Source organism: Dyadobacter arcticus (assembly GCF_011762185.1).
In the GTDB taxonomy this organism is placed as follows: Bacteria; Bacteroidota; Bacteroidia; order Cytophagales; family Spirosomataceae; genus Dyadobacter; species Dyadobacter arcticus.
Map to the genome: position 1 here is coordinate 1230584 of NZ_JAASQJ010000001.1, position 21961 is coordinate 1252544.

Sequence of the window (21961 nt, forward strand, 5' to 3'; positions counted from 1 at the left end):
TATATTTACATTTAAGGTTTCAATTCTAAATTAATCTACTAACATTTATTATGACTGCACAATTGGACACGAGTGTAATGGCCAAAGTGAATAGTTGGCTCAACGGCGACTACGATATCGATACAAAACAATCCATTCAACAATTGATTGATGAAGGGAATGATACAGAATTGAACGATGCTTTCTATAAAGACCTTGAATTTGGAACAGGTGGGTTGCGCGGTCTGATAGGCATTGGATCCAATCGCATGAACCGCTACACTGTTGGAACTGCCACACAGGGATTGGCCAATTACCTCAATAAAGCATTTCCTAACGAAGAGAAAAAAGTGGCTATTGCTTATGATAGCCGTATTAAGTCCGACGAGTTTGCTAAAATTATCGCAGACATTTTCTCTTCCAATGGCATAACAGTCTACTTGTTTGAAGCGCTTCGTCCAACTCCTGAATTGTCTTTTGCGATCCGATTGCTAGGCTGCAAAAGCGGGGTAGTGGTCACTGCTTCGCATAATCCAAAAGAATACAATGGTTATAAAGCGTATTGGGATGACGGTTCGCAGGTAGTGGCGCCGCACGATACCAACATTATCGGAGAAGTAAATGCGATCGAGTCTATTGATGATGTGAAATTTGAGGGTGATCCTTCCAAAATCATCAAAATCGGATCCGACGTCGATGAAAAATATATGGACCATATTCTGTCGCTGTCCATTTCGAAAGATGCAATTGAACGTCAGAAAGGCTTAAAAATCGTTTACACCCCATTGCACGGAACCGGAGTTACATTGGTGCCGCAGCTTCTTGCCAAAATGGGTTTTGAGGCTGTTACAGTTATTGAGGAGCAGGCCGAACCAGGTGGTAATGGTCAGTTTCCGACGGTGGTTTATCCCAATCCCGAAGAAAGCGAAGCTATGTCCAAAGCAGTGGAAAAAGCAAAGGAAATTGACGCCGATCTGGTATTAGGTACTGATCCGGACGCCGACCGTGTTGGCATAGCTGTTAAAAATCATCACGGGGAAATCCAGTTGCTTAATGGTAACCAGACTGCCAGCGTGCTGATCTATTATTTACTGAATGCATGGAAAGATGCCGGTAAGTTGACCGGTTCACAATTCGTCTGCAAAACCATTGTAACGACCGATTTGATAGATAAGATGGCTGCATCTTACGATGTGAAATGTTATAACACGCTGACCGGTTTCAAATACATTGCCCAGGTTATCAGGGAAAAAGAGGGTATTGAGCAGTTTATTGGAGGCGGGGAGGAAAGCTATGGCTACCTGATCGGCGATGCAGTTCGTGACAAAGATGCGATTGCTTCTTGCGCGATGATCGCGGAACTTACGGCTTATGCAAAAGACAAAGGCCTGAGCCTTTTTGATATGTTAATGGAAATCTACAAGCAGTTTGGTTTCTATTACGAAGGTCTTATTTCACTTACCAGAAAAGGAAAATCCGGCGCGGATGAGATCCAGCAAATGATGGCAGATTTCCGGGCTAATCCTCCGAAAACTTTGGCCGGATCACCGGTCATCCGAATGGACGATTATAAAGCATTAAGCACCGTTGACTTTACCAGTAACACAACACATTCCATCCCTTCCGGGGAAATGGGCATTGAGTCTTCCAATGTATTGCAGTTTTTTACCGAAGATGGTACCAAGTTTACCTGCCGCCCTTCCGGTACCGAACCGAAGATCAAATTTTATGTTGGCGTTCGTGCTGCATTGGAGAAGAATGAAGATTTTGATGATGTCTACGCAAGTTTGAAAGAAAAAGTGAAGGCGATCGGTGAAGAGCTAGGTTTGAAATAAAGAGTTTATTCATTGAAAGAGGTCGACAATTTTTTGTCGACCTCTTTCTGTTAATAATGCCCTTTTAAAGATTCAATTTTTATAACATCGCCTAATATCTGGTAAACTATCCGATGTTCACGGTCTATTCTTCTTGACCAGGATCCCGAAAGTTCGTGCTTCAATGCCTCTGGCTTCCCGATACCATGAAATGGCGTTTCACGCATGGATATTAATATTTCCTCTATTTTCTTCTGGATTTTTTGATTACCGGTCTTTTTCCAGTATTGCAAATCTTCTTGTGCTTTTTTGGAAAAATCCAGCTTTCTAATCATTTCCAAAGATCTTCGATCTCGATGACCTTATGCTCGCCATTTTCAAATTGCTTCCTGCTTTCCTTAATTTTTGATACAAATTCAGGGTTATAAGTGCTTTTTTCAGTAGCAAACGATATTTTCAAAGCTTTGGCAAAAGCTTTCAGAGCTTCCAATTTTTCTTTACTATCTGGTCGAAAAATCAATGTTTCCATATGATCAAATTTGTTTGTTGTAAATGTAAGGCTAATCGAAACGTTTGACAAACAAGCTTAATTGGTATAAACAATCATATACTTTTTCCCTCTCGCATCCCGGATGATCTTAATACTCCTAACAAGATCAAAGGATAACGAATTAAGTTCGGTGAATGTGGCAGGTTTACTATTGAGATACAATTCAGAATTACGATGTTCCGGTTCAAGTTTCAGGAAATTATCTGTCGATTTACCAACTCCATCGTATCTAAAAGCAGATTCCGCTGCCGCGCCGTTCAAAGTATTTTTGTCGAATGCATGTGAAGACGAACTTCCCAGGGCAGTGATCTTTTCCATCAATCGTGTTTCGAAATAGTATGGCTCATTTTTCTTTGATAGTGCCAGCGCCTTCTCATAATCCATTTGCAATTGTTTTTCCAATTCGTTAGGGACGCTGCCCGTTCCAAGGGACCCGGATTTGGTTAGATATCCCGACTCTCCTTTCATTGGGGAATACCTATCCGTGCCTTCTTTTGCAGTGCTGCTACTTCCGGATTTTACATTAACATGAACCGTAATCCTGGCGATAAAACTCTGCAAAGGGTCGTACTCAATGCTATTGATATTCAATTCCGCATCGAAACTTTTCACTTCATTACGTATTTCATTAATATCATCCAACGTGGCCAATGGCGATATTACCCAGAAGAGCGCATCATTCTTTTTTATAACCCATTTGCTCCGCGATGGCTGAATTGCCTTAGTTGTTTCAGGTGTTTTCTTTTTTAATTCCTCAATAAGAGACTCTGCTTTGGACGGCCCAAGCGAAAGAATTTTCGATGAAACTTCTTTAAAATTCACCTTATCATTTGTCGCCAATGTCTTTAATGCAGGTCGCAAAATGGAAGGTGGCAATTTCACTAAGGTCAATGTGTAAGGAGCTACAAAGGCTGATGAAACATATAACACAGCGAGCAAAAGCGCATATTTACCCCAGGCCAGGTAATGCGACGGTTTCTTATTCATCATTTTGATCCGGTTTTTAAGAAGAGATTGAGCAAATGAAGTCGTCAGTGGAACTTCTGTTGTGCAGAGTATTGCATTTAAAAGACTGTATTGATACTGCTTTCTTTCAAAACCACCATCCAGCACAGCACGATCAGCAAGATATTCCAGATTAGCTTGTACAAGTTTTTGATGAAACCAAGCAAATGGGTTGAACCAGAGCACAATGCGCTGCAATTCTGCAAGCAGCAGGTCCAGGCTATGCCACTGCAATGCGTGTTCAGTTTCGTGGGCAATGATGTGTTGCAGCTCGCCGGGCTGGTGCTTTTCCGGATTGACAATGATCCATTGGAAAAATGAATAAGGTGAATTGCTCCGCAGATTCCGCACAAAAACCACTCTGCGATCCGATTTCTCTTTCGGAGATCGCAAGAGTACCCAAACAAGCCCACCTACCTGATAAAAAAAATGTGATGCCAGCACCAGAACGCCCGAAATGTATACGACCAATAGCCATTGCATTACATGAAGCGATTTTAACTTCTGATTCAACGAGCTAAGGCGTTGGTGGCTAACCACCGTCGGCGCCGGATTGTAGGCAGCAATTTTATGCTTCACTGCCGGTGCGGCTTGTGCAATCTTTGGGATCGATTGATGGAATTCCGCCTGAATGCGGGTCGGGCCCCAATTGGGCAGCGGAATAAGAGGTAACGACCAGGCCGCCAGTACATTAAGCCAAAGCAATAGCCGATTGAATTTAGAGTAGGTTTCAAACTGGACCATCCAGCGGTAGCCCAGCGTAAGGACGCCAAGCAAAAGACTGACTTTCAAAAGATAGGGGAACAGCATAGTCAAGCATATGAATGGTGGAACATTGATATTTACTCTCCTTTTTCAATCATTTTGGCAATCTCCCGCAACTCGTCGGGTGTCACTTTTTCATTTTTTGCAAAGTAGGCGACAAGATCTTTGTACGAATCGTTAAAATAATTTCCGACTACTTTACCAAGCACAAAATGATTTTGATAAGCCATTTTATCGACCGTCGGAAAATATTCATAGGTGTTTCCAAACTGCCTGTGATCCACATAACCCTTATCTTCCAGGTTGCGAATAATGGTCGATAAAGTGTTGTAATGTAGTTTTGGCTCTGTAAAAAGGGGCAACATATCTTTGACAAAAGCACTTTTTAAATTCCAAAGCACCTGCATTACCTCCTCTTCTTTATTCGTCAATTTTTCTAATTCCATACCGCAATAGTAAAAACTATTTTTATAGTTAACAAACTATTTTTCTAGTAGCGTTACTTTTTTTGTGACCTGACGTCTAAGTAAGAAATCCGGATTTTTTATAACGGTAGGTATATGTTGCTACTAGCAGTTTATGTAAACTTCCGATTATTTGTTACTTTTTTAAGAATTCATTGCAACTTAAACAGTTTATTTTTCCACAACCTCTTAATTATTGATAATGAACAGACTACTTCACAACAAGTTATGGGCTTTTTTGCTGGCATTAGCTTTCATTGCAAACGCGGCAAAAGGGCAAAATGCAACGATCACCGGGAAGGTTACAGACCCCGGCGGGACTGAAATTCCGGGGGTTAGCGTGAGTGTCAAGGGCAGCTCGCAAGGCACGTTAACGAATGAAAAGGGCGACTACACGATTTCCGTTGGTTCTGCAGGGACGTTGGTTTTCAGTTTTATTGGATTTAAAAAAATGGAAGTGGCGGTTGGCAGCAAAAAGGTCATTAATACCAGGCTGGAACCCGACGTTTCTGTACTTAATGAGGTAGTCGTTACCGCATTAGGACAAACGCAGGAAAAGCGGTCGATTGGTTATTCGGTCCAATCTATCAAGTCCGATGAAATCAAAAATTCAGGAGATCCTAATGTCGTCGGCGCGTTGCAGGGCAAAGTAGCAGGCGCAATCATCACGGGTTCTGGTGGTGCACCGGGCGCAGGCGTCAACATTATCCTTCGCGGGATCACGTCTTTAAGCGGAAGCGCAGATAATCAGCCTCTTTTCGTAATCGATGGGATCATTATCAGCAATTCAACCACCGCCGGAAATCCGCTTCCAAGTGCAGGAACAGCTTCCCCCGGCGCATCGGAGCAATTCGCAAATACCAACCGTGCCGCAGATATCAACCCCGATGATATTGAAAGCATTTCGGTTTTGAAGGGGCCGGCAGCAACCGCATTGTATGGGCTGAGGGCATCCAATGGGGCCATTATCATCACTACCAAAAGGGGGAAATCAGGGAAGCTGAACATTTCTGTTTCCGCATCCGGTGGCGTGGATGTTTTGGGCAAATCACCGGATATTCAAACTCGCTTTCTGCAAGGCAGGTTCGGGGAGTTTATCTCACCGACAGAAGTGAGGCAACGCACTCCTTATCAATCATTTGGCCCTTCTGTTATTGACAATACCACGGATAAAATTTACGATAACTTTCGCGGATTTTACCAGACTGGTTTCCGGACCAATAACAATATTTCGATTACCAAAGGAGGTGAAAAAGGGAACATTTATTTTTCCATTGGCCATAACTATCAGCAAGGAATTGTGCCCACAACAGACTTCGCAAGAACATCCGGTAAGATTGCCGGGACTTACAACCTGACCGACAAATTCTCGGTTTCGGGCTCATTAAATTACATCAGATCCGGCGGAAAAAGACCGCCAGCTGGTGATAAATCCATTTTCAGCGCATTGTCCTACTGGCCCAATACGTATGATGTGAACGATTACCTCAATGCAGACGGAACTTACAAAAACCTGCTGCCCGGGTTCACAGACAATCCACGTTATTTGGTCGAAAAAAGCCCGCGGGTTGACAAAGTCAATCGTTACATAGCGGATGTAACGCTGAATTACAATATAACCGACTGGCTTACAGCCAAGTACCAGGTTACCTTTGACGGCTTCAATGAGCGTAGAAGCAGGCAGGTCGATAGTACATTTGATGTCGGGACGGCGGTTAAGGGTTTTCTGATTAAGGAATTCATCAATTATCGAGAGATCAATTCTAACCTTTATGTTACCGCAACCAAACATTTCGGCGAAAACTGGACAGGTTCGCTGATGGTAGGGAATTCAATTGTGGATAGCAAAAGGCCTGAAAGTTATTATGAAAGGGGAGAAGGCTGGAAACCACCTTTTACGGGTGAAATCAGCAGTTATCGGAATCAGCAAAAACGCTTGTATTCGCCATTGCAATACCGTATTGTCAGTTTCTTTGGCGATGCCAAGCTGAGTTATAAGGAAATGCTTTATTTGAATGTCACGGGCAGAAATGACATTGTTTCGACATTGCCCGTAGCCAATAACTCATTCTTCTATCCTTCTTTCAGCGCGGGTTACATTTTTACCGAAAACCTTCCTAAAAACAACATTCTGTCTTACGGCAAGCTGCGCGCTTCCTGGGCGCAGGTCGGAAAAGGCACGGATCCTTATGTGATCGGGGCTTATTACGAACTGACGGATAATTTTCCGTTCGGGAATTCGGTGCCGGGTTATGTGCGTCGTCCTACCACAGCCGCCGATAATCTCAAACCCGAACGAACAACTTCCATTGAATTTGGTACCGAATTGAGGTTCTTCAAAAACCGGCTGATGGTTGATGCAACTTATTTCAAGATGGATAGCAAGGATCAGATCGTCCGCGCCCCGGTTTCCAATGTTTCAGGATACTCTTTTTATTATACCAACATTGGTCTCATCCGCAACAAGGGACTAGAGTTGCTGCTTTCGCTCAAACCCGTCCAATCGGCCAAATTCAATTGGGATATGTCCCTCAATTTCACCAAAATGTCAGGTAGGGTAGTTGAAATGCCGGACGAACTTGAAGAGATCGCCTACTTCGACAATGGTAGTAGAGGCGTTTTGAAAGTACGGGAAGGAAGCAAAGTTGGCGATTTGTGGGGACTCGACTACCTCCGCGCACCGGACGGACAATTGCTGATCCAGGGCAACGGTTATCCATTGACAAGCCTTACCACCACTCAATACGGTAATGCATTGCCGGACTGGACAGCCGGGTTGACAAATAGTTTCAATTACAAAGGTTTGGGACTGTCACTCCTGCTTGAATGGCGGCAGGGAGGCGATGTGGTAGATTTGGGTGAGCGAAATGCTTTCCGCGCCGGCTCTATCAAGATCACCGAAAAGCGTTATGAACAGGTTGTTTTTAAAGGTGTTGTTGAACAAAAATCAGCAGATGGACAAGTTACCTATGTGCCCAATACTAAGAAAGTTGTCCTGGACGATGCATTTTATAATCCTTCCACGGCTCGGTATCTCGGTAATTCGGCCCAATTCAACATTCAGGACGGTTCGTGGTTCAGGCTGCGGACGGTCAACCTTAATTATGCTTTGCCAAAAAACATTATTGCCAAAACGGTTTTTGCGGGCGGCGTCAGGTTCAGTCTCACTGCTACGAATTTATTTTTAAACACACCATTCAGAGGTTATGATCCCGAGGCTTTGACTTTCGGTTCGGGAACCAACCTGATTGGTTTTGTCGGACGAAACAACCCGGCCACAAGGAGTTTTCAATTCGGTATTAATGCTAATTTCTAAGATCTTATGAAAAATATAAAACAAATAGCAGCCCTGGCATTCATCTTCTTTCTGACCACGCTTACCGGCTGTGAAAATTTCCTGGATGTGAACGTGGATCAAACATTGAAAGGAGATGCCTCCATGCAAGAATTGCTGCCGACCGCAGAATTTTACACGGGTGAAGCCAGTTACCAGCAGGCATTTGTTGCTTGTCAGTATGCGCAGCAGATTGGTAACGCCATTGGCTCCAATGGGATAGATACTTATGCCGAAACCGATAATACAATTGGTTGGTCGAATCTGTATTTATATGTCATTCCCCAATTAAACTTGATCATTCGCAAAGGTCAGGAGGAAAATGCGTCCGCTTATGTGGGGATTGCGAAGGTACTCATGGCTTATAACCTCGGTATTGCCACGGTCAATTGGGAAAATGTACCCTATTCACAAGCAGACCTGAAGAACTTTTCTCCAGCTTATGACACTCAGGAGCAGATTTACTTAATCATTTCAAAATTACTGGATGAGTCTGTCGCGGAACTTGCAAAAAATACGGGTGCCAAACCAGCCGCGGACGATCTGATTTACAATGGGGATATGTCGAAATGGACAAAACTGGCGTATTCTCTCAAAGCCCGTTATGCCATGCATTTTTCAGTGAAGAACCCGCAACAGGCTGCGCAGGCTGCAATTGCTGCTTTACCCAATGCAATGGCCAGCAATGCGGACGATTTTCAGCTTCAATACAACTCCAAGAACCTCAGTCCATGGTACAGCCGGGTGGCGATCCCAAATACGACCAGCAATTTATCGGTAACCTTTACCAACACATTTGTTGACCTTACGAACGGAACGGCCCAAAAAGTCGTAGATCCGCGATTGTCTAAGGTTATCTCTCTCAAAAATAATCAGACCGTCTATTCAGGTGTAATTCCCGGTTCGGGAAGCGGTTCGACGGTAGACCTTACCGCAAAAGCGTGGCACTCCAATGTCAACTCGCCATTGGTCATGATGACTTATTCCGAGGTTAAGGCGATTGAGGCGGAGGCGCGTTTTCTTTTAAATGGTGGCACGGCAACATCGGCAGGCACCACGGCTCAGGCTTACACGGCTTACCAGGAAATCATTTCAAACAATATGAAAAAGGTAGGTGTGACCGAGGCGGACATTGCAGCTTATCTGGCCGCAGCGCCGGTGAATGTTGGTTTGGGTAAATTGACATTGAAGCACATCATTACTGAAAAATTCAAATCAATGTTATTGATCGGCGATATCTGGACGGACATCCGGAAGTACAATTATCTGGACTTCCCAATGCCTTCCAACGTTAATCCCGATTTGCAGGGGAAGCGGATCCAGCGGATGAAATACCCGGATTCGGAAGTTACCCGTAATTCGAAAACAGTGCAGGCCAATCAGAAGAACCCTGAAATTCCAATGTGGTTTTTGGTGAAATAAATTAATGATCAGACACAGATTTAATATTAATTGAGATGAAAAATATCAAAACAACAATAGTATCCATAGCAGCTATCTTCCTCATGACAGGCTGTTAGAAAGAGCCTGACCTTTTTGGAGATCTGCTGATCAGCAATGGAAAAGTAGCTCAGATTTCAGTCGTTTGGCTGGGAGATACCAAAGTGTTTTCAGCAGCAGGCGTTTTGCAGCCTGGCGTAACGGTCGATTCCCTGAGCAAGGTAAATGTCAACATGGAGTATACCAGCGAAGTGGCGGTCAAGGAGTTTAAGATATATTCCGCTGCTACAACGACCGGCGTGCAAACGCTGCTCGCCAAATTTCCGGCGGGTACGCAAAAATATGATAATGAGCTCCGGAATTATGTTGTGAAAGTGCCGGTTACGGCTCCAAAAGGCAAAAATGTTACGCTCGTTTTGTTTGCCGAAGTGATAGCGGATAATAGCATTGCCTCGTCGCAAAAAAATGTCACGCTGAAAACGAAGCCTTAGTAATTACTAAATATTAATGTGCTTTCCGGTTTTGGAATAACTCAATTTCCAAAGCCGGAAAGCTTTTTAATGTTTATTCCCAGGTCATATTCCGAATGTTTACAACTCCTCATTTATCTTTGATATGAAAAGCTTTTAAACTCAACATGCATCCGAAAGTGATTTTGAAGAACTGTTTTATTCCTACACTCCGGCTAATCGCATGTATTGTATTCTTTACCCTCAGCCACGCTTACGCCCAGCAGGCTGGCACAGTCACCCTGACAGGAAAGGTGACGGATAATAAAACAGGAAAACCACTGCCTTTTGCGAATGTTTTTATCAATAACTCCACTATTGGCACCAATGCCGATGAAAATGGAAATTATAAACTAGGGAATCTGGCCGTAGGAAACCTGGAAATGGTCGTGTCTTTTCTCGGCTTTGAAACGGACAAGCAGACATTGCGTTTCGAGCAGCCAGGCGTTAAAACAGTTCTTTTCAAACTGCGGGAAGGCCAGCAATTGCAGGGCGTGACCATCTATGCGAAAAAGAACAAGAAGCGTGAAAAAAATCTCAAGATCATCACGCGTGAGTTACTGGGCAACACGCCATTTAGCAAACATTGCAGAATTATGAATCCGGAAGTGCTCCGGATATCGAAAGATGATGACGGTCATTTGGGTGCGCAAACCACCAGTCCTTTGATCATTGAAAATACTGCGCTCGGTTATCGGATCCACCAGGATTTAGATGATTTTGATTATTTCAGCGGCAAGGTATACTATGGCGGCAGCACACGGTTTGAGCTTTTAGTACCCAAAGACAGTCTTCAGAAAAAGCAATGGCGAAGCAATCAGAAAATTGCTTATCAGGGTTCGTTAAAACATTTACTGGCGAGTATGGTTTCGGATAGTTTGCAAGAGCAGGGGTTTAAAGTTTATCAGGTCATTCCCGATTCGCTTCGGCTTTTCAAACAAGTACGTAACCCGAACGGTTTTAACATTTTATCCAATCATTTGCATAACCGGATTGAGGCGGTGAGAGGTTTTCGGCTGGTCAGCCCGGGTGAATTAGTGACGGAGCGTTTAGTTGTCTCGATGACCCAACTGGAAATTTTTAACACAAAGAAAAAAGGACGTTCGCCATATTCGGATATGCCTTATGCATACACCCAGATCACAATGCCTCAGGGTTATATGGTGATTACACCGCAAGGTTGGGTAGTAATGCCCATGGGTTTTGAAATCGCAGGTGATCTTGGAAATGACCGATTTTCAACATTATTGCCTGCTGATTGGAAACGCGATGATTAAATCAGCGGTTTTTGGTAAGTATCGTTTTGTTTTCCAATACGATAAAGGGTAAGTGCGTATTCCAGGTCGGTTTTACATTTTCCTGATTGATCAGGCCCTTTGAATAATTGCCTAAAACAATGTCTAGATCCCCATCGGCATCCCAATCATTAACGTCCATACAAATCCACCTGCCATATTGTTGAACAGGAATGGATATTGGTTCAAATTTACCGGTAGTGCCGTTCTGGTGTTCCAGATATATGAATTTTTCCGCGGGCTTATTTTTCAGGTCGGCGAAAAAAGCAATGGTCGCAATATCCATGTCACCATCCAGATCAAAATCTGAGGCAGTTGCTTTGGTACAGCCATTGATCGGGAAAAAGTAGGATTGCTTGAAGTTGAAATCTCCCAAATTGGTGAATATGTAAACGCCATGGTAAGGCTTCAGAATTTTGGAATAATCACTATTGTCACCGGCGGCATAAACAATGTCGAGCTTACCATCCCTGTTCATGTCCACAAGTTGAAAGCTGTTCGATCCATAAACAGGTGGGAAACGGAGAATATTTTTGGCACTAAATCCGCCTTTCCGATCATTTAGGAACAGCCAGATCCCCTCGTCTCCGTGGGCAAACAAGGTCATAATATCCGGCCAGCCATCCGCATTATAGTCCTCCGTGATACTCTGGGTTGCCCCGGGCACTTCACGAATAGGAATTTTCTGAAAGGAGTGATCAGCAAGATGTTTCAGCAGGTACAAGCCGCCCTGTGTATGTCCAAATGCCGAAACAACATAGTCCGTCAGGCCATCTTTGTTATAGTCAGTCTGTATGGTGTGAATTGGACGGATTAGGCCAGACATGACCGGGCTTGGATGCAGACGGATATTCTTTTCCCGATCCATTGCAAGTACCTCTCCTCTTGTTTGATCCGAAGCCTTCATCCCGCCAATGCAAGTCAGGATGTCAACATGGTCTAAGCCTTGATTAAATAGGATATGGGTCGCAGGAGATGGCAAACGGGAATTACCTACGAGTTTGAAATTATCGTCCCATTTGAACAGGTCAGCACTATCGCCATCGCATGTATAGATCAGGCGATCACTTGAATTTATAGCGACCATCACTGTGGTAGCAATTCTGGATGAATCTTCGACAGGTTTTCTTAAAGCAAAAACTGACCAACCCTGTTTTAATTTGGTGGGCTGAGTATATGTAAGACTGTCTGGCGCAGCTGATTCATAGTATTTTACCATTTTCATCCAGTCAACATAGGTAATGGTAGATTTGGGTGTTTGTTGATAGCTGTTCTTGCTCCAAAGTTCCAGTCCGAAGTGTTTGGACATTGCAGGAAGAACAAAATCCACCCATACATCTTTGGTCAGCAATCCGGGTTCTACCGCATCGTGGCAATTCTGACAATATTTCTTCGCCAGTTTTTCCCCATCGCGAACCTCCTGTTTATCACTATTGGTCGGCTGACAGGCAATTGTCAGGATTACAATCATGATAGACGCGAAAATTCTGGAGAAAAATGAGAGTGGATCAAGGTAATTCATTGGCGTGCGTTTGTTAAAAGAGAAGACCGGTTTAGTTGATTGGTTTGATTCAGGTTATTTGGTCTGACATTATTTTATCATTTTATAATACTAAAAATTGGCCCTTTAAAAATATTTAAAAGAATAAGGTAAAAATTTGAGCGAATAATGATACATTGGATCTGAATATTAACCTAACTAATGACATGCGAAAACTTTACTTGTTCTATTGCAGGACACTTATCTGCTGTTCCCTTCTTTTTATTCTATCTAACGCAGCTTTTGGCCAGGAAAGAAAAGTCACTGGTCGTATTCTTGATGGTTCCAATTCCGGTATTCCTGGTGCAACAATACTTGTAAAGGGAACCCAGATTGGATCCAATACCGACGAAAACGGTAATTATTCTATAAATGTAAATAGTGAAAGCAGCATTCTGGTTTTCAGTTTTGTAGGTTTCCAAACACAAGAGGTGCCAATCGGAAATCAGTCGATCGTGAATGTGACGCTCGTTGAAGACGTTAATGCACTGGAGGAAGTGATTGTAACGGGCTATACTTCTGAAAAGAAGAAGGACATTATCGGATCTGTTTCTGTTGTCAATACCAAAACTACACTTCAACAGCCAAGTTCCAATCTGGGAAATATGTTACAGGGTAGGGCTTCCGGGGTTACCGTAAGTGGTACAGGAGCTCCTGGTGGAGCGGCGAAAGTTCGGATCAGAGGATTTACGTCTTTTGGTAACAATGATCCTTTGTATATTATCGACGGTGTTCCTACCGATAATGCTAATGCGCTCAATCCGCAGGATGTAGAATCGATTCAAGTACTGAAGGACCCCGTATCTGCTTCCATTTATGGTTCTCGTGCCGCCAACGGTGTAATTGTAGTAACGACCCGGCAAGGTGGTACAAAGACTGAAATCTCCTACGACGGCTACTATGGTATTCAGGCGTTGCCCAAGCGGGCATATCCTTCGATGATTAATACCCAACAATACTATGAGTATTTACAGAAAGCTGCCGAAGGTGCTGGTATTCCGTTCAAAAGCAATGTATTTCAAAACGGTATCCCTAAGTATCTGGTAACAAATATGAATGTTAACCAGAACCCCGGGGATGCAACAAACCCTAATTTTGATAAATACAATTATGACCCTTATAGCTATGATAAGACATATCAGATAGCCGAATTGAGCCAGGGTACGGATTGGTTTCACGAAATTACCAGAAATGCTCCTGTTCAAAGCCATCAGGTGACAGCCACAGGCGGTTCTGAAAAAGGGTCTTATGCGCTTGGAGTCAATTATTTTGGCTCGGACGGAATTTTTAAAGAGACCAATTTCAACAGAGTAACTGTTCGGGCGAACACCCGGTTTAAGCCTAAAAAGTGGTTAACCGTTGGTCAAAATCTGCAAGTGGCCTTTGCCAGATCAAGTGGAAGTTCGGGGAATCCGCTCGATTTAGGTGGTGGTCTTGATTTCGCAGGAGAAGGGTCGCCATGGTACAACTCTTACCGCGTCCCTCCATTCATCCCAGTTAGGGACATCCAAGGCAATTTTGCTGGTACTTCACTTGGTGAGGCGGGAAGCAATCTTACATCTCCGGTCGTTTTAGCCAGAAACAAAGACAATAAGTTTTCAGGACTGACACTTCTTGGTAATATTTATGCACAGATCGAAGTCATCAAAAATGTAACCTTGTCTTCCTCTTTTGGGATCGACCAGCGATTTGGAAATGGATATAATTTTAATTTTATCACGCCTGAAAAGGCTGAGCCGATCAGGAACAATGCTTTTTCAGAATTTTTCTTCAGGGGAGGTTCGTGGACTTGGACCAACAGCTTGCAGTACAAGCTGGAAATTAACGAAAATAACTCCCTAAAACTTTTCGCTGCCACAGAGTCGATATTTGATCAATTCAGGAGTATCAGCGGAAACCGGACAGATTATGACTTCAATGACCCCAGCTTCTGGTCTTTGAATACCGGTAAAAACTTACCTCAGAACAACGGTTCGCCATCTACGCCGCGTACGTTGTACTCTATTTTTGGTAAAGTGGAATATCAGCTGAACAATCGTTACCTATTCAGCGGAACTTTGAGAAGAGATGCTTCCTCAGTGTTTGGACCTGAAAGCAGGGTAGGTATTTTCCCTGCCGTCGGACTCGGGTGGAGAATTTCCGAAGAAGGGTTCCTGAAATCTATTTCTGCCATCAACGATTTGAAAATACGGGCCGGATGGGGACAGTTGGGTAGCCAACGAAATGTTGGTTCTTCCAATGCGTACTCATTCTACGGCGCTACCCTTACTGGAACCGCTTACGATATTAATGGAACCAATGGCTTGCCTGTTATTGGTTACCGTCCAACAGTAATTGGTAACCCGAGCACCAAATGGGAGGCCGCAGAAATGGTTAATGTGGGGATTGATGGTAGCCTTTGGGGCGGTCGGTTAGATTTTAGTGTTGAATATTTCAATAACACTACCAAAGATCTGCTTGTAGGTCGCCAGCCTAATGGTTTGGAACCAACTGTTGGTCAGCCTCAGATTAACGTAGGTACTATGTCTAACAAAGGCGTTGATGCCCAGCTCTCTACCAAGGGGAAAATAACAAAAGACCTGAGCTTTGACATTGGCTTGACCTTCACACATTATGTGAATGAAGCGATCAAAATTGATGCTGACGGATCTTCCGCCTTACTTTTCGGAGCAGGACGGCTTGGCAATATCCAGAAGGTAGAAGGAGGAAGACCACTTGCGTCATTCTGGGGATGGCAGGTTGACGGGATCTTTCAAACCCAGGCAGAAGTGGATGCGCATGCCGCAATGAGCTATAAAAGAGTCGGTTCCTGGAAACTAAGAGACATTAACAATGACGGAACGATTAATGGAGATGATCAGACTTACATTGGAAATCCAATCCCGAAATTTCAAATGGGAACAGATATTTCTTTGAAATTCAAAGATTTCGATTTCCAGACTTTCCTTTTTTGGAACTACGGAAACGATTTGTATAACTACACAAAATGGTCCACCCATCTAAGAGGTTTTGTTGGAGGTTATAGCACAGATGTCCTCACAGACTCATGGACACCTACAAACACTGGTGCGTCATTGCCTATTTTGAATGCCAATGACACCTATTCAGGCGCAATATCCACATCGTTCTACGTAGAAGATGGCTCTTTCCTAAGAGCAAGACAAATGCAGATCGGATATACTTTGCCAGCGGGTTTGCTTAAAAAAATTGGCGTTGGCAGGGCAAGAATTTACTTGCAAGGGCAAAATGTATTTACGATCACCAAATATTCTGGCCCGGATCCGGATATTGGGATTTTGGGTAATGAGTTGCAAATGGGTGTGGATCAGTTCCGTACACCTGCACCCAGAACAATTATTTTTGGTGTGAATCTGGGACTGTAATTATTATTACATAATTTGATACAATGACCTATGAAAACTCATATAAAGAAAATTTTAGTGTTGGTGGGACTTTGCCTGGGACTCACGTTCTCATGTAAAGATAGTTATCTGGACAGGCCACCCCTCGGCTCAATCTCGGAAACGGCTATCTCAAACGCCAATGGCGTAAATGGTGCTTTGATCGTGGCTTACAGAGGGCTAACCGGCAAATCGATTGGAGCCTGGTATACAAGTCCGAATAACTGGCTCTGGGGCGGAATTCGCTCAGACGATTCTTACAAGGGCTCCGAGTCACTTGACCAGGCAACGGAAATCAACCCGGTTGAACGTTTCGAAGTATTGCCTAGCGGACCTTCTGTTTCTAACAAATGGAAAGCTCTTTACGATGGCATTGGAATGGCCAATACTGTACTAAGACTTGCGGAAAAGGCAGAGGATCTGACTGAGCAAAACAAAGCCAGAATAATTGCGGAGGCCCGCTTCCTGAGAGGATTTCAACACTTCGAAGCAAAACGTGTATATAATAATGTACCGTATGTGGATGAGACGATTGAAACGACCGAACAATACAAATCTCTCAAGAATGACCAGAGTATCTGGCCGCAGATTGAAGCGGATCTAAAATTTGGTTATGATAATTTGCCTGTTACTCAAACCGAGATCGGACGTGTCAATAAATGGGCTGCTGGTGCGTATTACGCAAAAGCGTTGCTTTACCAGAGCAAATTCACAGAGGCAAAGGTCGTTTTTGACGTGATCATTGCCAGTGGAGTAAATAACAAGGGCAATAAGTTTGGGTTAGTGCCGCAATTTAAAAATGTTTTCAGAGGTGAAGAGGAAAATGGTGTGGAAGTCGTTTTTGGTATCCAATACACAACGGGTGACGGAACCGGCGGCGCGAATAGTAATACCGAGGGCGAACTTACCAACCCGCACAACGATGGGCCTGGCGGCTGCTGCGGTTTCTATCAACCATCTCAAAGTTTGGTGAATGCTTACAGGACCAGCGGTGGATTGCCGTTGCTCGACACCTATAATAGTGTTGATGTAAAAAATCAGGAGTCAAATCCAAAGGATTTCCCGGATCGTGGTGAGCTTGATCCAAGACTTGATTATACAGTAGGTCGCGTTGGTGTCCCTTATAAGGATTTTGGTTTAGCTAAGGAAACATGGATCAGGCAGTTGGCCAATGGTGGGCCTTGGTTGCCAAACAAACATATTCAGTGGAAAGACGAAGTCGGTACTTATTACATTGCGGGTAGCTGGGGTCAGACTCAGTTAGGCAAAAATCAGCTCTTGATGCGATATGCGGATCTGCTTTTGATGGCCGCCGAATGTGAGGTAGAGGTTGGAAGTTTGGCGAAAGCACAAGAGTACGTAAACAGAATCCGTTCAAGAGCCGCCGGCTCAACAGTGGTTATGGATGGCGGAAAACCGGTAGCGAATTACAAAATAGTTAACTATACCGCGGCATGGTCTGACAAAGTAATGGCCCGAAAGGCAGTCAGGTTCGAACGTTACATTGAATTGGCGATGGAAGGACATCGGTTCTTCGACCTCGTGCGCTGGGGCGTTGCCGATACGCAGCGAAATTCATTTATTCAAAAAGAATCTAAAATAAGGACCCATTTGGCAGGTTCACAATTTAGAAAAGGAAAGGATGAATACTTGCCTATTCCGGAATTTGTTGTCAACCAAAGTAAAGTTGATGGTCAACCAAATATCAAGCAAAATCCAGGCTATTAAATCGAAATCTAGCAAGTCTAATGAAAGAGATGGTAGCATTTACCATCTCTTTTTATTGCATAAGTTCCGTACTTTCGAGTGTTAAAATACTAGTAACAATGTTTATAAGGCCCTTATTTTTAATTTGCTCTCTGGCAATACTGCTTTCCTCTTGTCAAAAAAAACTCAAGACTTTCACACAACTTGATAGTGACGATACCGGCGTATTGTTTTCCAATCGTATTGCCGAAAACGATACCATGAATATCCTCAGCTTTGAGTATGTCTACAACGGCGGCGGCGTGGCGTTGGCTGATTTCAACAATGACAGTTTACCAGATATCTATTTCACGGGGAATTCAGTTGCTAACAAATTATACTTGAATAAGGGCGGTTTTAAGTTCGAAGACGTTACCGATAAATCAGGCGTATCAGGAAGTAAAAAATGGTCTACCGGCGTAGCGGTTGTTGACATCAACAACGATGGCTTGCAAGACATTTATGTTTGTGCATCTGTAAGAAAGGTTGCCGAGGAACGGGCTAATTTGCTCTATGTCAATCAGGGAAAGGATCGCAACAATGTTCCGATATTTAAGGAAATGGGAAAGGAATATGGTATCGCTGACACCACACACACCACAAATGCTGCTTTCTTCGATTATGATAACGATGGGGACCTTGACCTTTTCTTAGTTGTCAATGAAATGGATGACTCTACCCTGCCAAATAAATTTCATGAAAAAATAAAAGACGGATCATCCAAAAGAACAAGCCGACTTTTTAAAAATGATTGGAATGGAATACTGCGTCATCCTGTTTTTACAAACGTGTCCAGGGAAGCAGGCATCCTGATTGAGGGGTATGGATTGGGGGTTAATGTAACAGATATTAATCAGGACGGCTGGAAAGATATTTATGTTACGAACGATTATATCACAAATGATATACTTTATGTCAACAATGGGAATGGCACATTTACCGATAAAGCGGATTCTTACTTCAAGCATACGTCTTATTCCGCTATGGGAAATGATGTAGCGGATATTAACAATGATGGGCTACCTGATGTAATTGCGCTGGACATGATGCCTGAAACGAATCTCAGGAAAAAAATGATGACACCGGCAAACAGCTACGTTACTTATCAGAACAATGATAAATATGGATACCAGTACCAGGTAGCGAGAAATACCTTGCAGCTAAATGCCGGAAAAGTTAATAGTAAGGTAGGAAACCCTATTTTTAGCGAAATTGGGCTTCTGAGTGGTATTGCGGAGACAGACTGGAGTTGGACACCGATGGTTACCGATTTTGATAATGATGGCTTTCGGGACGTCATTGTAACCAATGGGTTCCCCAAAGATATTACTGATCTGGATTTCATGGCTTACCGGGCAGAGGTAACGAACCTTGTCCCCAGAATGGAAATGCTTCAATACATTCCTTCTGTTAAAATCAGGAACTACGCATTTAAAAATCTGGGTAATTTGCAATTTCAGAACGTCACGCAAGATTGGGGTATTGAAACACCAAGTTTTTCGAACGGAGCCGCGTATGCCGACCTGGATAACGACGGCGATCTGGATTATGTCGTTAATAACATCAATGATTCGGCATTTGTATACCGCAACAATTCAGTTGAGCTCAAACCGGATGAGAGCAATTATCTTCGGATCAGGTTTCATGGCGAAAGAACCAATCGAAATGGGATAGGTGCTATCGCGGAGATTCAATATGAAGGCAAGTTGCTGCAATATTCGGAAAACTCCCCTTATAGAGGCTATCTGTCAACAGTTGAGCCGTTTACGCATTTTGGCTTGGGGAAGTTTAAGCGCGTTGATCAGGTAAAAATTACCTGGCCGGGAGGCAAGTGCCAGTTTCTGAAAGATGTTAGGGCCAATCAGGTATTGGATGTCTATGAAAAAAATGCTTTGGAAACAATCAAACCGGATGGGGTCGCGAGTCCAGAGGCTCTATTCAGTGATATTACTTCCGATTTGGCGGTACCGTTTGTGCATCAGGAAATGGACATCATCGATTTCAATCTGCAAAAATTAATACCTCATAAACTTTCCCAATTCGGCCCCGCACTGGCAGCCGGAGACGTCAATGGAGATGGTAGGGACGACCTCTTTGTGGGAGGAGCATTTGCGCACAAAGGCCGTTTCATGATACAGCAGCCCAATGGCCGTTTTAAAGTTCTGGATCTGCTTCCAGGCCCTGAGGGGCTGGAAAAGCGGACAGAAGACATGGGCGTAATGCTGTTTGATGCAGATAATGATCAAGATCTGGACCTGTATATCGTAAGTGGCAGTTATGAAATCAAGGCTGGCTCTGGCGGCTTGAAAAATATCTTGTATCTGAATGACGGCAAGGGAAAATTCACCATCGCCTCCGCCGCTCTACCGCAGTTTGAGATTAATGGATCTTGTGTCAAAGCAGCCGATTATGATAAAGATGGCGATCTCGACTTGTTTATTGGGGGAAGAGTGGAGTCGGGAGCGTATCCTAAGCCAGTGTCAAGCGTTGTCCTTAGAAACGATACTAAAAGCAATTCGGTAAAGTTTTCAGATGTAACATCCGTGATAGCGCCCGGGTTGGTCAATATTGGATTGATATGCGATGCATTATGGACAGATTATGACAATGACGGGTGGGTGGATCTTATGGTTGCGGGAGAATGGATGCCGCTTACTTTTTTTAAGAATGATAAGGGTAAACTCAGAAAAGCCATTTCAGGATTGGAAAATAAAAAAGGCTGGTGGGGCAGTCTGGTGACCGGCGATTTCGACAACGACGGCGACATGGATTATATAGCGGGTAATCTTGGGATAAACTCATTGAGCCGCGCTTCCGAGCATCAGCCTGTGAGTATGTATGCGAAAGATTTCAATAATGACGGGTTCTTTGATGCCATTCCTACGGTGTTTTATAAGGCTTCAGATGAAACCTTCAAAGAGTTTCCTTACAATACAAGGGACGATATGGGAAAGCAGATTATCCAGGTCCGGCAACGTTTTCAGGAATATGGAAAGTTTGCGGAGTCGGCACTGACTGACATTCTTAAACCAGAGGAATTGAAAGATGCACTGCATGTAACGGCGACGTATATGCGTAGCAGTTATATTGAGAATCGAGGTAATGGTCAGTTTGTAATGCACGAGTTGCCGCTCCGCGCGCAGTTCGCACCAATCTTTGGAATGATTTCAGACGATTTTGATCAGGATGGAAATCTTGACGTAATGCTTGCAGGGAATGATTATGGCTCGGAAGTTTCAATAGGCCGGTATGATGCTTTTTATGGGCTCATTCTCAAAGGCAATGGCAAAGGAGGTTTTGAACCATTAAGTCTCGGGAAAAGTGGATATATGACCAATGGGAATGCCAAAGGCCTGGTAAGGTTAGGTATGGGGGAAGATAACTGGATGACGGCTACGTCCCAAAATCGCGACTCTATCAGATTTCACCTGAATCTTAAAAAGGTCAGAAAAATTCCGCTGGCTGGCAGTGAAATCTTCGCAACCCTAAAATTTAAAAATGGAAAGAGCAGAAAAGAAGAACTCAATTTTGGATCCTCCTTCTTATCCCAATCTTCACATTCCCTTTTCCTGCCGGAATATGTAGAAGGAGTGGAAATTACGTCTGCAAATGGCTCGAAAAGACAAGTAAAGTGATTTCAAATTTATAATTTAACGAGCCTGGAACCATCCGCTTCCAGGCTCTTTTTAATTTGCTATCTGGGAGATGCTTATATGAATATTCCGATAAATTCATAAATTGTCAACTTTACATTTATAATTATTTTATTATGTCATGTCACTTTATTTTTATTGGTATTGATATGATTAAAGACGTCTTTTCTTAATTAAAAACAAACGGTCTAAACAGGGCACAACGCGATTAAGTAACCACAAAGTTACTAAAATTAGCTAATGTAAGGTTATATGTGCAATTGACACTTTAAAACGTTGAGATTAAAATGAGGTTAAAAATTGATTTGTTGCTGCATCAAATATTCAAAAAGTACAAATATCATACCTAGGTTGAGGTAAAAAAATGCAATTAAATATTGATTTGAATATATTATCGGATAATTAGATTTTTTGATGATGAAAAGTGGTATTTTTGGGCGGTTTAATATTATTAACCTAACTAAAC

General features: G+C 43.2%; 13 protein-coding genes. 8 read left to right on the forward strand and 5 right to left on the reverse strand.

Annotation, left to right across the window (positions count from 1 at the left end):
• Window positions 1-50 precede the first annotated feature (50 nt).
• Window positions 51-1814, forward strand: a complete 1764-nt coding sequence (locus tag FHS68_RS05220; RefSeq protein ID WP_167267844.1) for a phospho-sugar mutase — start codon at window positions 51-53, stop codon at window positions 1812-1814.
• 50 nt (window positions 1815-1864) lie between these two features.
• On the opposite strand, the gene FHS68_RS05225 is transcribed toward FHS68_RS05220, so the two are convergent.
• From FHS68_RS05225 to FHS68_RS05240, 4 genes are read right to left on the reverse strand one after another with little or no spacing between them, the layout of a single operon-like run.
• Window positions 1865-2128: a Txe/YoeB family addiction module toxin gene (locus FHS68_RS05225; protein ID WP_167267846.1), complete on the reverse strand. Its 264-nt coding sequence runs from the start codon at window positions 2126-2128 to the stop codon at window positions 1865-1867.
• Window positions 2125-2322 carry a DUF2683 family protein gene (locus FHS68_RS05230; protein ID WP_167267848.1) on the reverse strand — a complete coding sequence of 66 codons (198 nt, stop codon included), beginning with the start codon at window positions 2320-2322 and terminating at the stop codon, window positions 2125-2127. Before FHS68_RS05230 ends, FHS68_RS05225 begins: the two co-directional genes overlap by 4 nt.
• A gap of 57 nt (window positions 2323-2379) precedes the next feature.
• A complete protein-coding gene (locus tag FHS68_RS05235) occupies window positions 2380-4158 on the reverse strand; it encodes a M56 family metallopeptidase (protein WP_167267849.1) in 1779 nt (592 codons plus the stop codon).
• 32 nt (window positions 4159-4190) lie between these two features.
• Window positions 4191-4559 carry a BlaI/MecI/CopY family transcriptional regulator gene (locus FHS68_RS05240; protein WP_167267851.1) on the reverse strand — a complete coding sequence of 123 codons (369 nt, stop codon included), beginning with the start codon at window positions 4557-4559 and terminating at the stop codon, window positions 4191-4193.
• Window positions 4560-4779: 220 nt separating this feature from the next.
• Between FHS68_RS05240 and FHS68_RS05245 the strand changes: the two genes are divergently transcribed.
• The 4 genes from FHS68_RS05245 to FHS68_RS05260 all read left to right on the forward strand — a co-directional run bounded on the left by FHS68_RS05245 (window position 4780) and on the right by FHS68_RS05260 (window position 11137).
• Complete coding sequence (locus tag FHS68_RS05245) at window positions 4780-7893, forward strand: SusC/RagA family TonB-linked outer membrane protein (protein ID WP_208408166.1); 3114 nt, start codon at window positions 4780-4782, stop codon at window positions 7891-7893.
• Window positions 7894-7899: 6 nt separating this feature from the next.
• Window positions 7900-9333, forward strand: a complete 1434-nt coding sequence (locus tag FHS68_RS05250; protein WP_167267852.1) for a SusD/RagB family nutrient-binding outer membrane lipoprotein — start codon at window positions 7900-7902, stop codon at window positions 9331-9333.
• A 182-nt stretch (window positions 9334-9515) separates the two neighbouring features.
• Window positions 9516-9842, forward strand: coding sequence for a hypothetical protein (locus FHS68_RS05255; protein ID WP_229211772.1), 327 nt, complete (start codon window positions 9516-9518; stop codon window positions 9840-9842).
• 164 nt (window positions 9843-10006) lie between these two features.
• Window positions 10007-11137 carry a carboxypeptidase-like regulatory domain-containing protein gene (locus FHS68_RS05260; protein ID WP_229211773.1) on the forward strand — a complete coding sequence of 377 codons (1131 nt, stop codon included), beginning with the start codon at window positions 10007-10009 and terminating at the stop codon, window positions 11135-11137.
• A 1-nt stretch (window position 11138) separates the two neighbouring features.
• On the opposite strand, the gene FHS68_RS05265 is transcribed toward FHS68_RS05260, so the two are convergent.
• Window positions 11139-12677, reverse strand: a complete 1539-nt coding sequence (locus FHS68_RS05265; protein ID WP_167267856.1) for an FG-GAP repeat domain-containing protein — start codon at window positions 12675-12677, stop codon at window positions 11139-11141.
• A gap of 185 nt (window positions 12678-12862) precedes the next feature.
• On the opposite strand from FHS68_RS05265, the gene FHS68_RS05270 reads away from it, so the two are divergent.
• The 3 genes from FHS68_RS05270 to FHS68_RS05280 all read left to right on the forward strand — a co-directional run bounded on the left by FHS68_RS05270 (window position 12863) and on the right by FHS68_RS05280 (window position 21477).
• Window positions 12863-16078: a SusC/RagA family TonB-linked outer membrane protein gene (locus FHS68_RS05270; RefSeq protein ID WP_167267857.1), complete on the forward strand. Its 3216-nt coding sequence runs from the start codon at window positions 12863-12865 to the stop codon at window positions 16076-16078.
• Between the two features lie 30 nt (window positions 16079-16108).
• Complete coding sequence (locus tag FHS68_RS05275) at window positions 16109-17824, forward strand: RagB/SusD family nutrient uptake outer membrane protein (RefSeq protein WP_167267859.1); 1716 nt, start codon at window positions 16109-16111, stop codon at window positions 17822-17824.
• 239 nt (window positions 17825-18063) lie between these two features.
• Complete coding sequence (locus tag FHS68_RS05280) at window positions 18064-21477, forward strand: VCBS repeat-containing protein (protein WP_310588506.1); 3414 nt, start codon at window positions 18064-18066, stop codon at window positions 21475-21477.
• Window positions 21478-21961 lie beyond the last annotated feature (484 nt).

Coding starts and splice junctions, on each gene's coding strand:
- FHS68_RS05220 (WP_167267844.1), top strand. CDS start 51: ATGACTGCACAATTGGACACGAGTGTAATGGCCAAAGTGAATAGTTGG.
- FHS68_RS05225 (WP_167267846.1), bottom strand. CDS start 2,128: ATGATTAGAAAGCTGGATTTTTCCAAAAAAGCACAAGAAGATTTGCAA.
- FHS68_RS05230 (WP_167267848.1), bottom strand. CDS start 2,322: ATGGAAACATTGATTTTTCGACCAGATAGTAAAGAAAAATTGGAAGCT.
- FHS68_RS05235 (WP_167267849.1), bottom strand. CDS start 4,158: ATGCTGTTCCCCTATCTTTTGAAAGTCAGTCTTTTGCTTGGCGTCCTT.
- FHS68_RS05240 (WP_167267851.1), bottom strand. CDS start 4,559: ATGGAATTAGAAAAATTGACGAATAAAGAAGAGGAGGTAATGCAGGTG.
- FHS68_RS05245 (WP_208408166.1), top strand. CDS start 4,780: ATGAACAGACTACTTCACAACAAGTTATGGGCTTTTTTGCTGGCATTA.
- FHS68_RS05250 (WP_167267852.1), top strand. CDS start 7,900: ATGAAAAATATAAAACAAATAGCAGCCCTGGCATTCATCTTCTTTCTG.
- FHS68_RS05265 (WP_167267856.1), bottom strand. CDS start 12,677: ATGAATTACCTTGATCCACTCTCATTTTTCTCCAGAATTTTCGCGTCT.
- FHS68_RS05270 (WP_167267857.1), top strand. CDS start 12,863: ATGCGAAAACTTTACTTGTTCTATTGCAGGACACTTATCTGCTGTTCC.
- FHS68_RS05275 (WP_167267859.1), top strand. CDS start 16,109: ATGAAAACTCATATAAAGAAAATTTTAGTGTTGGTGGGACTTTGCCTG.
- FHS68_RS05280 (WP_310588506.1), top strand. CDS start 18,064: ATGAATATCCTCAGCTTTGAGTATGTCTACAACGGCGGCGGCGTGGCG.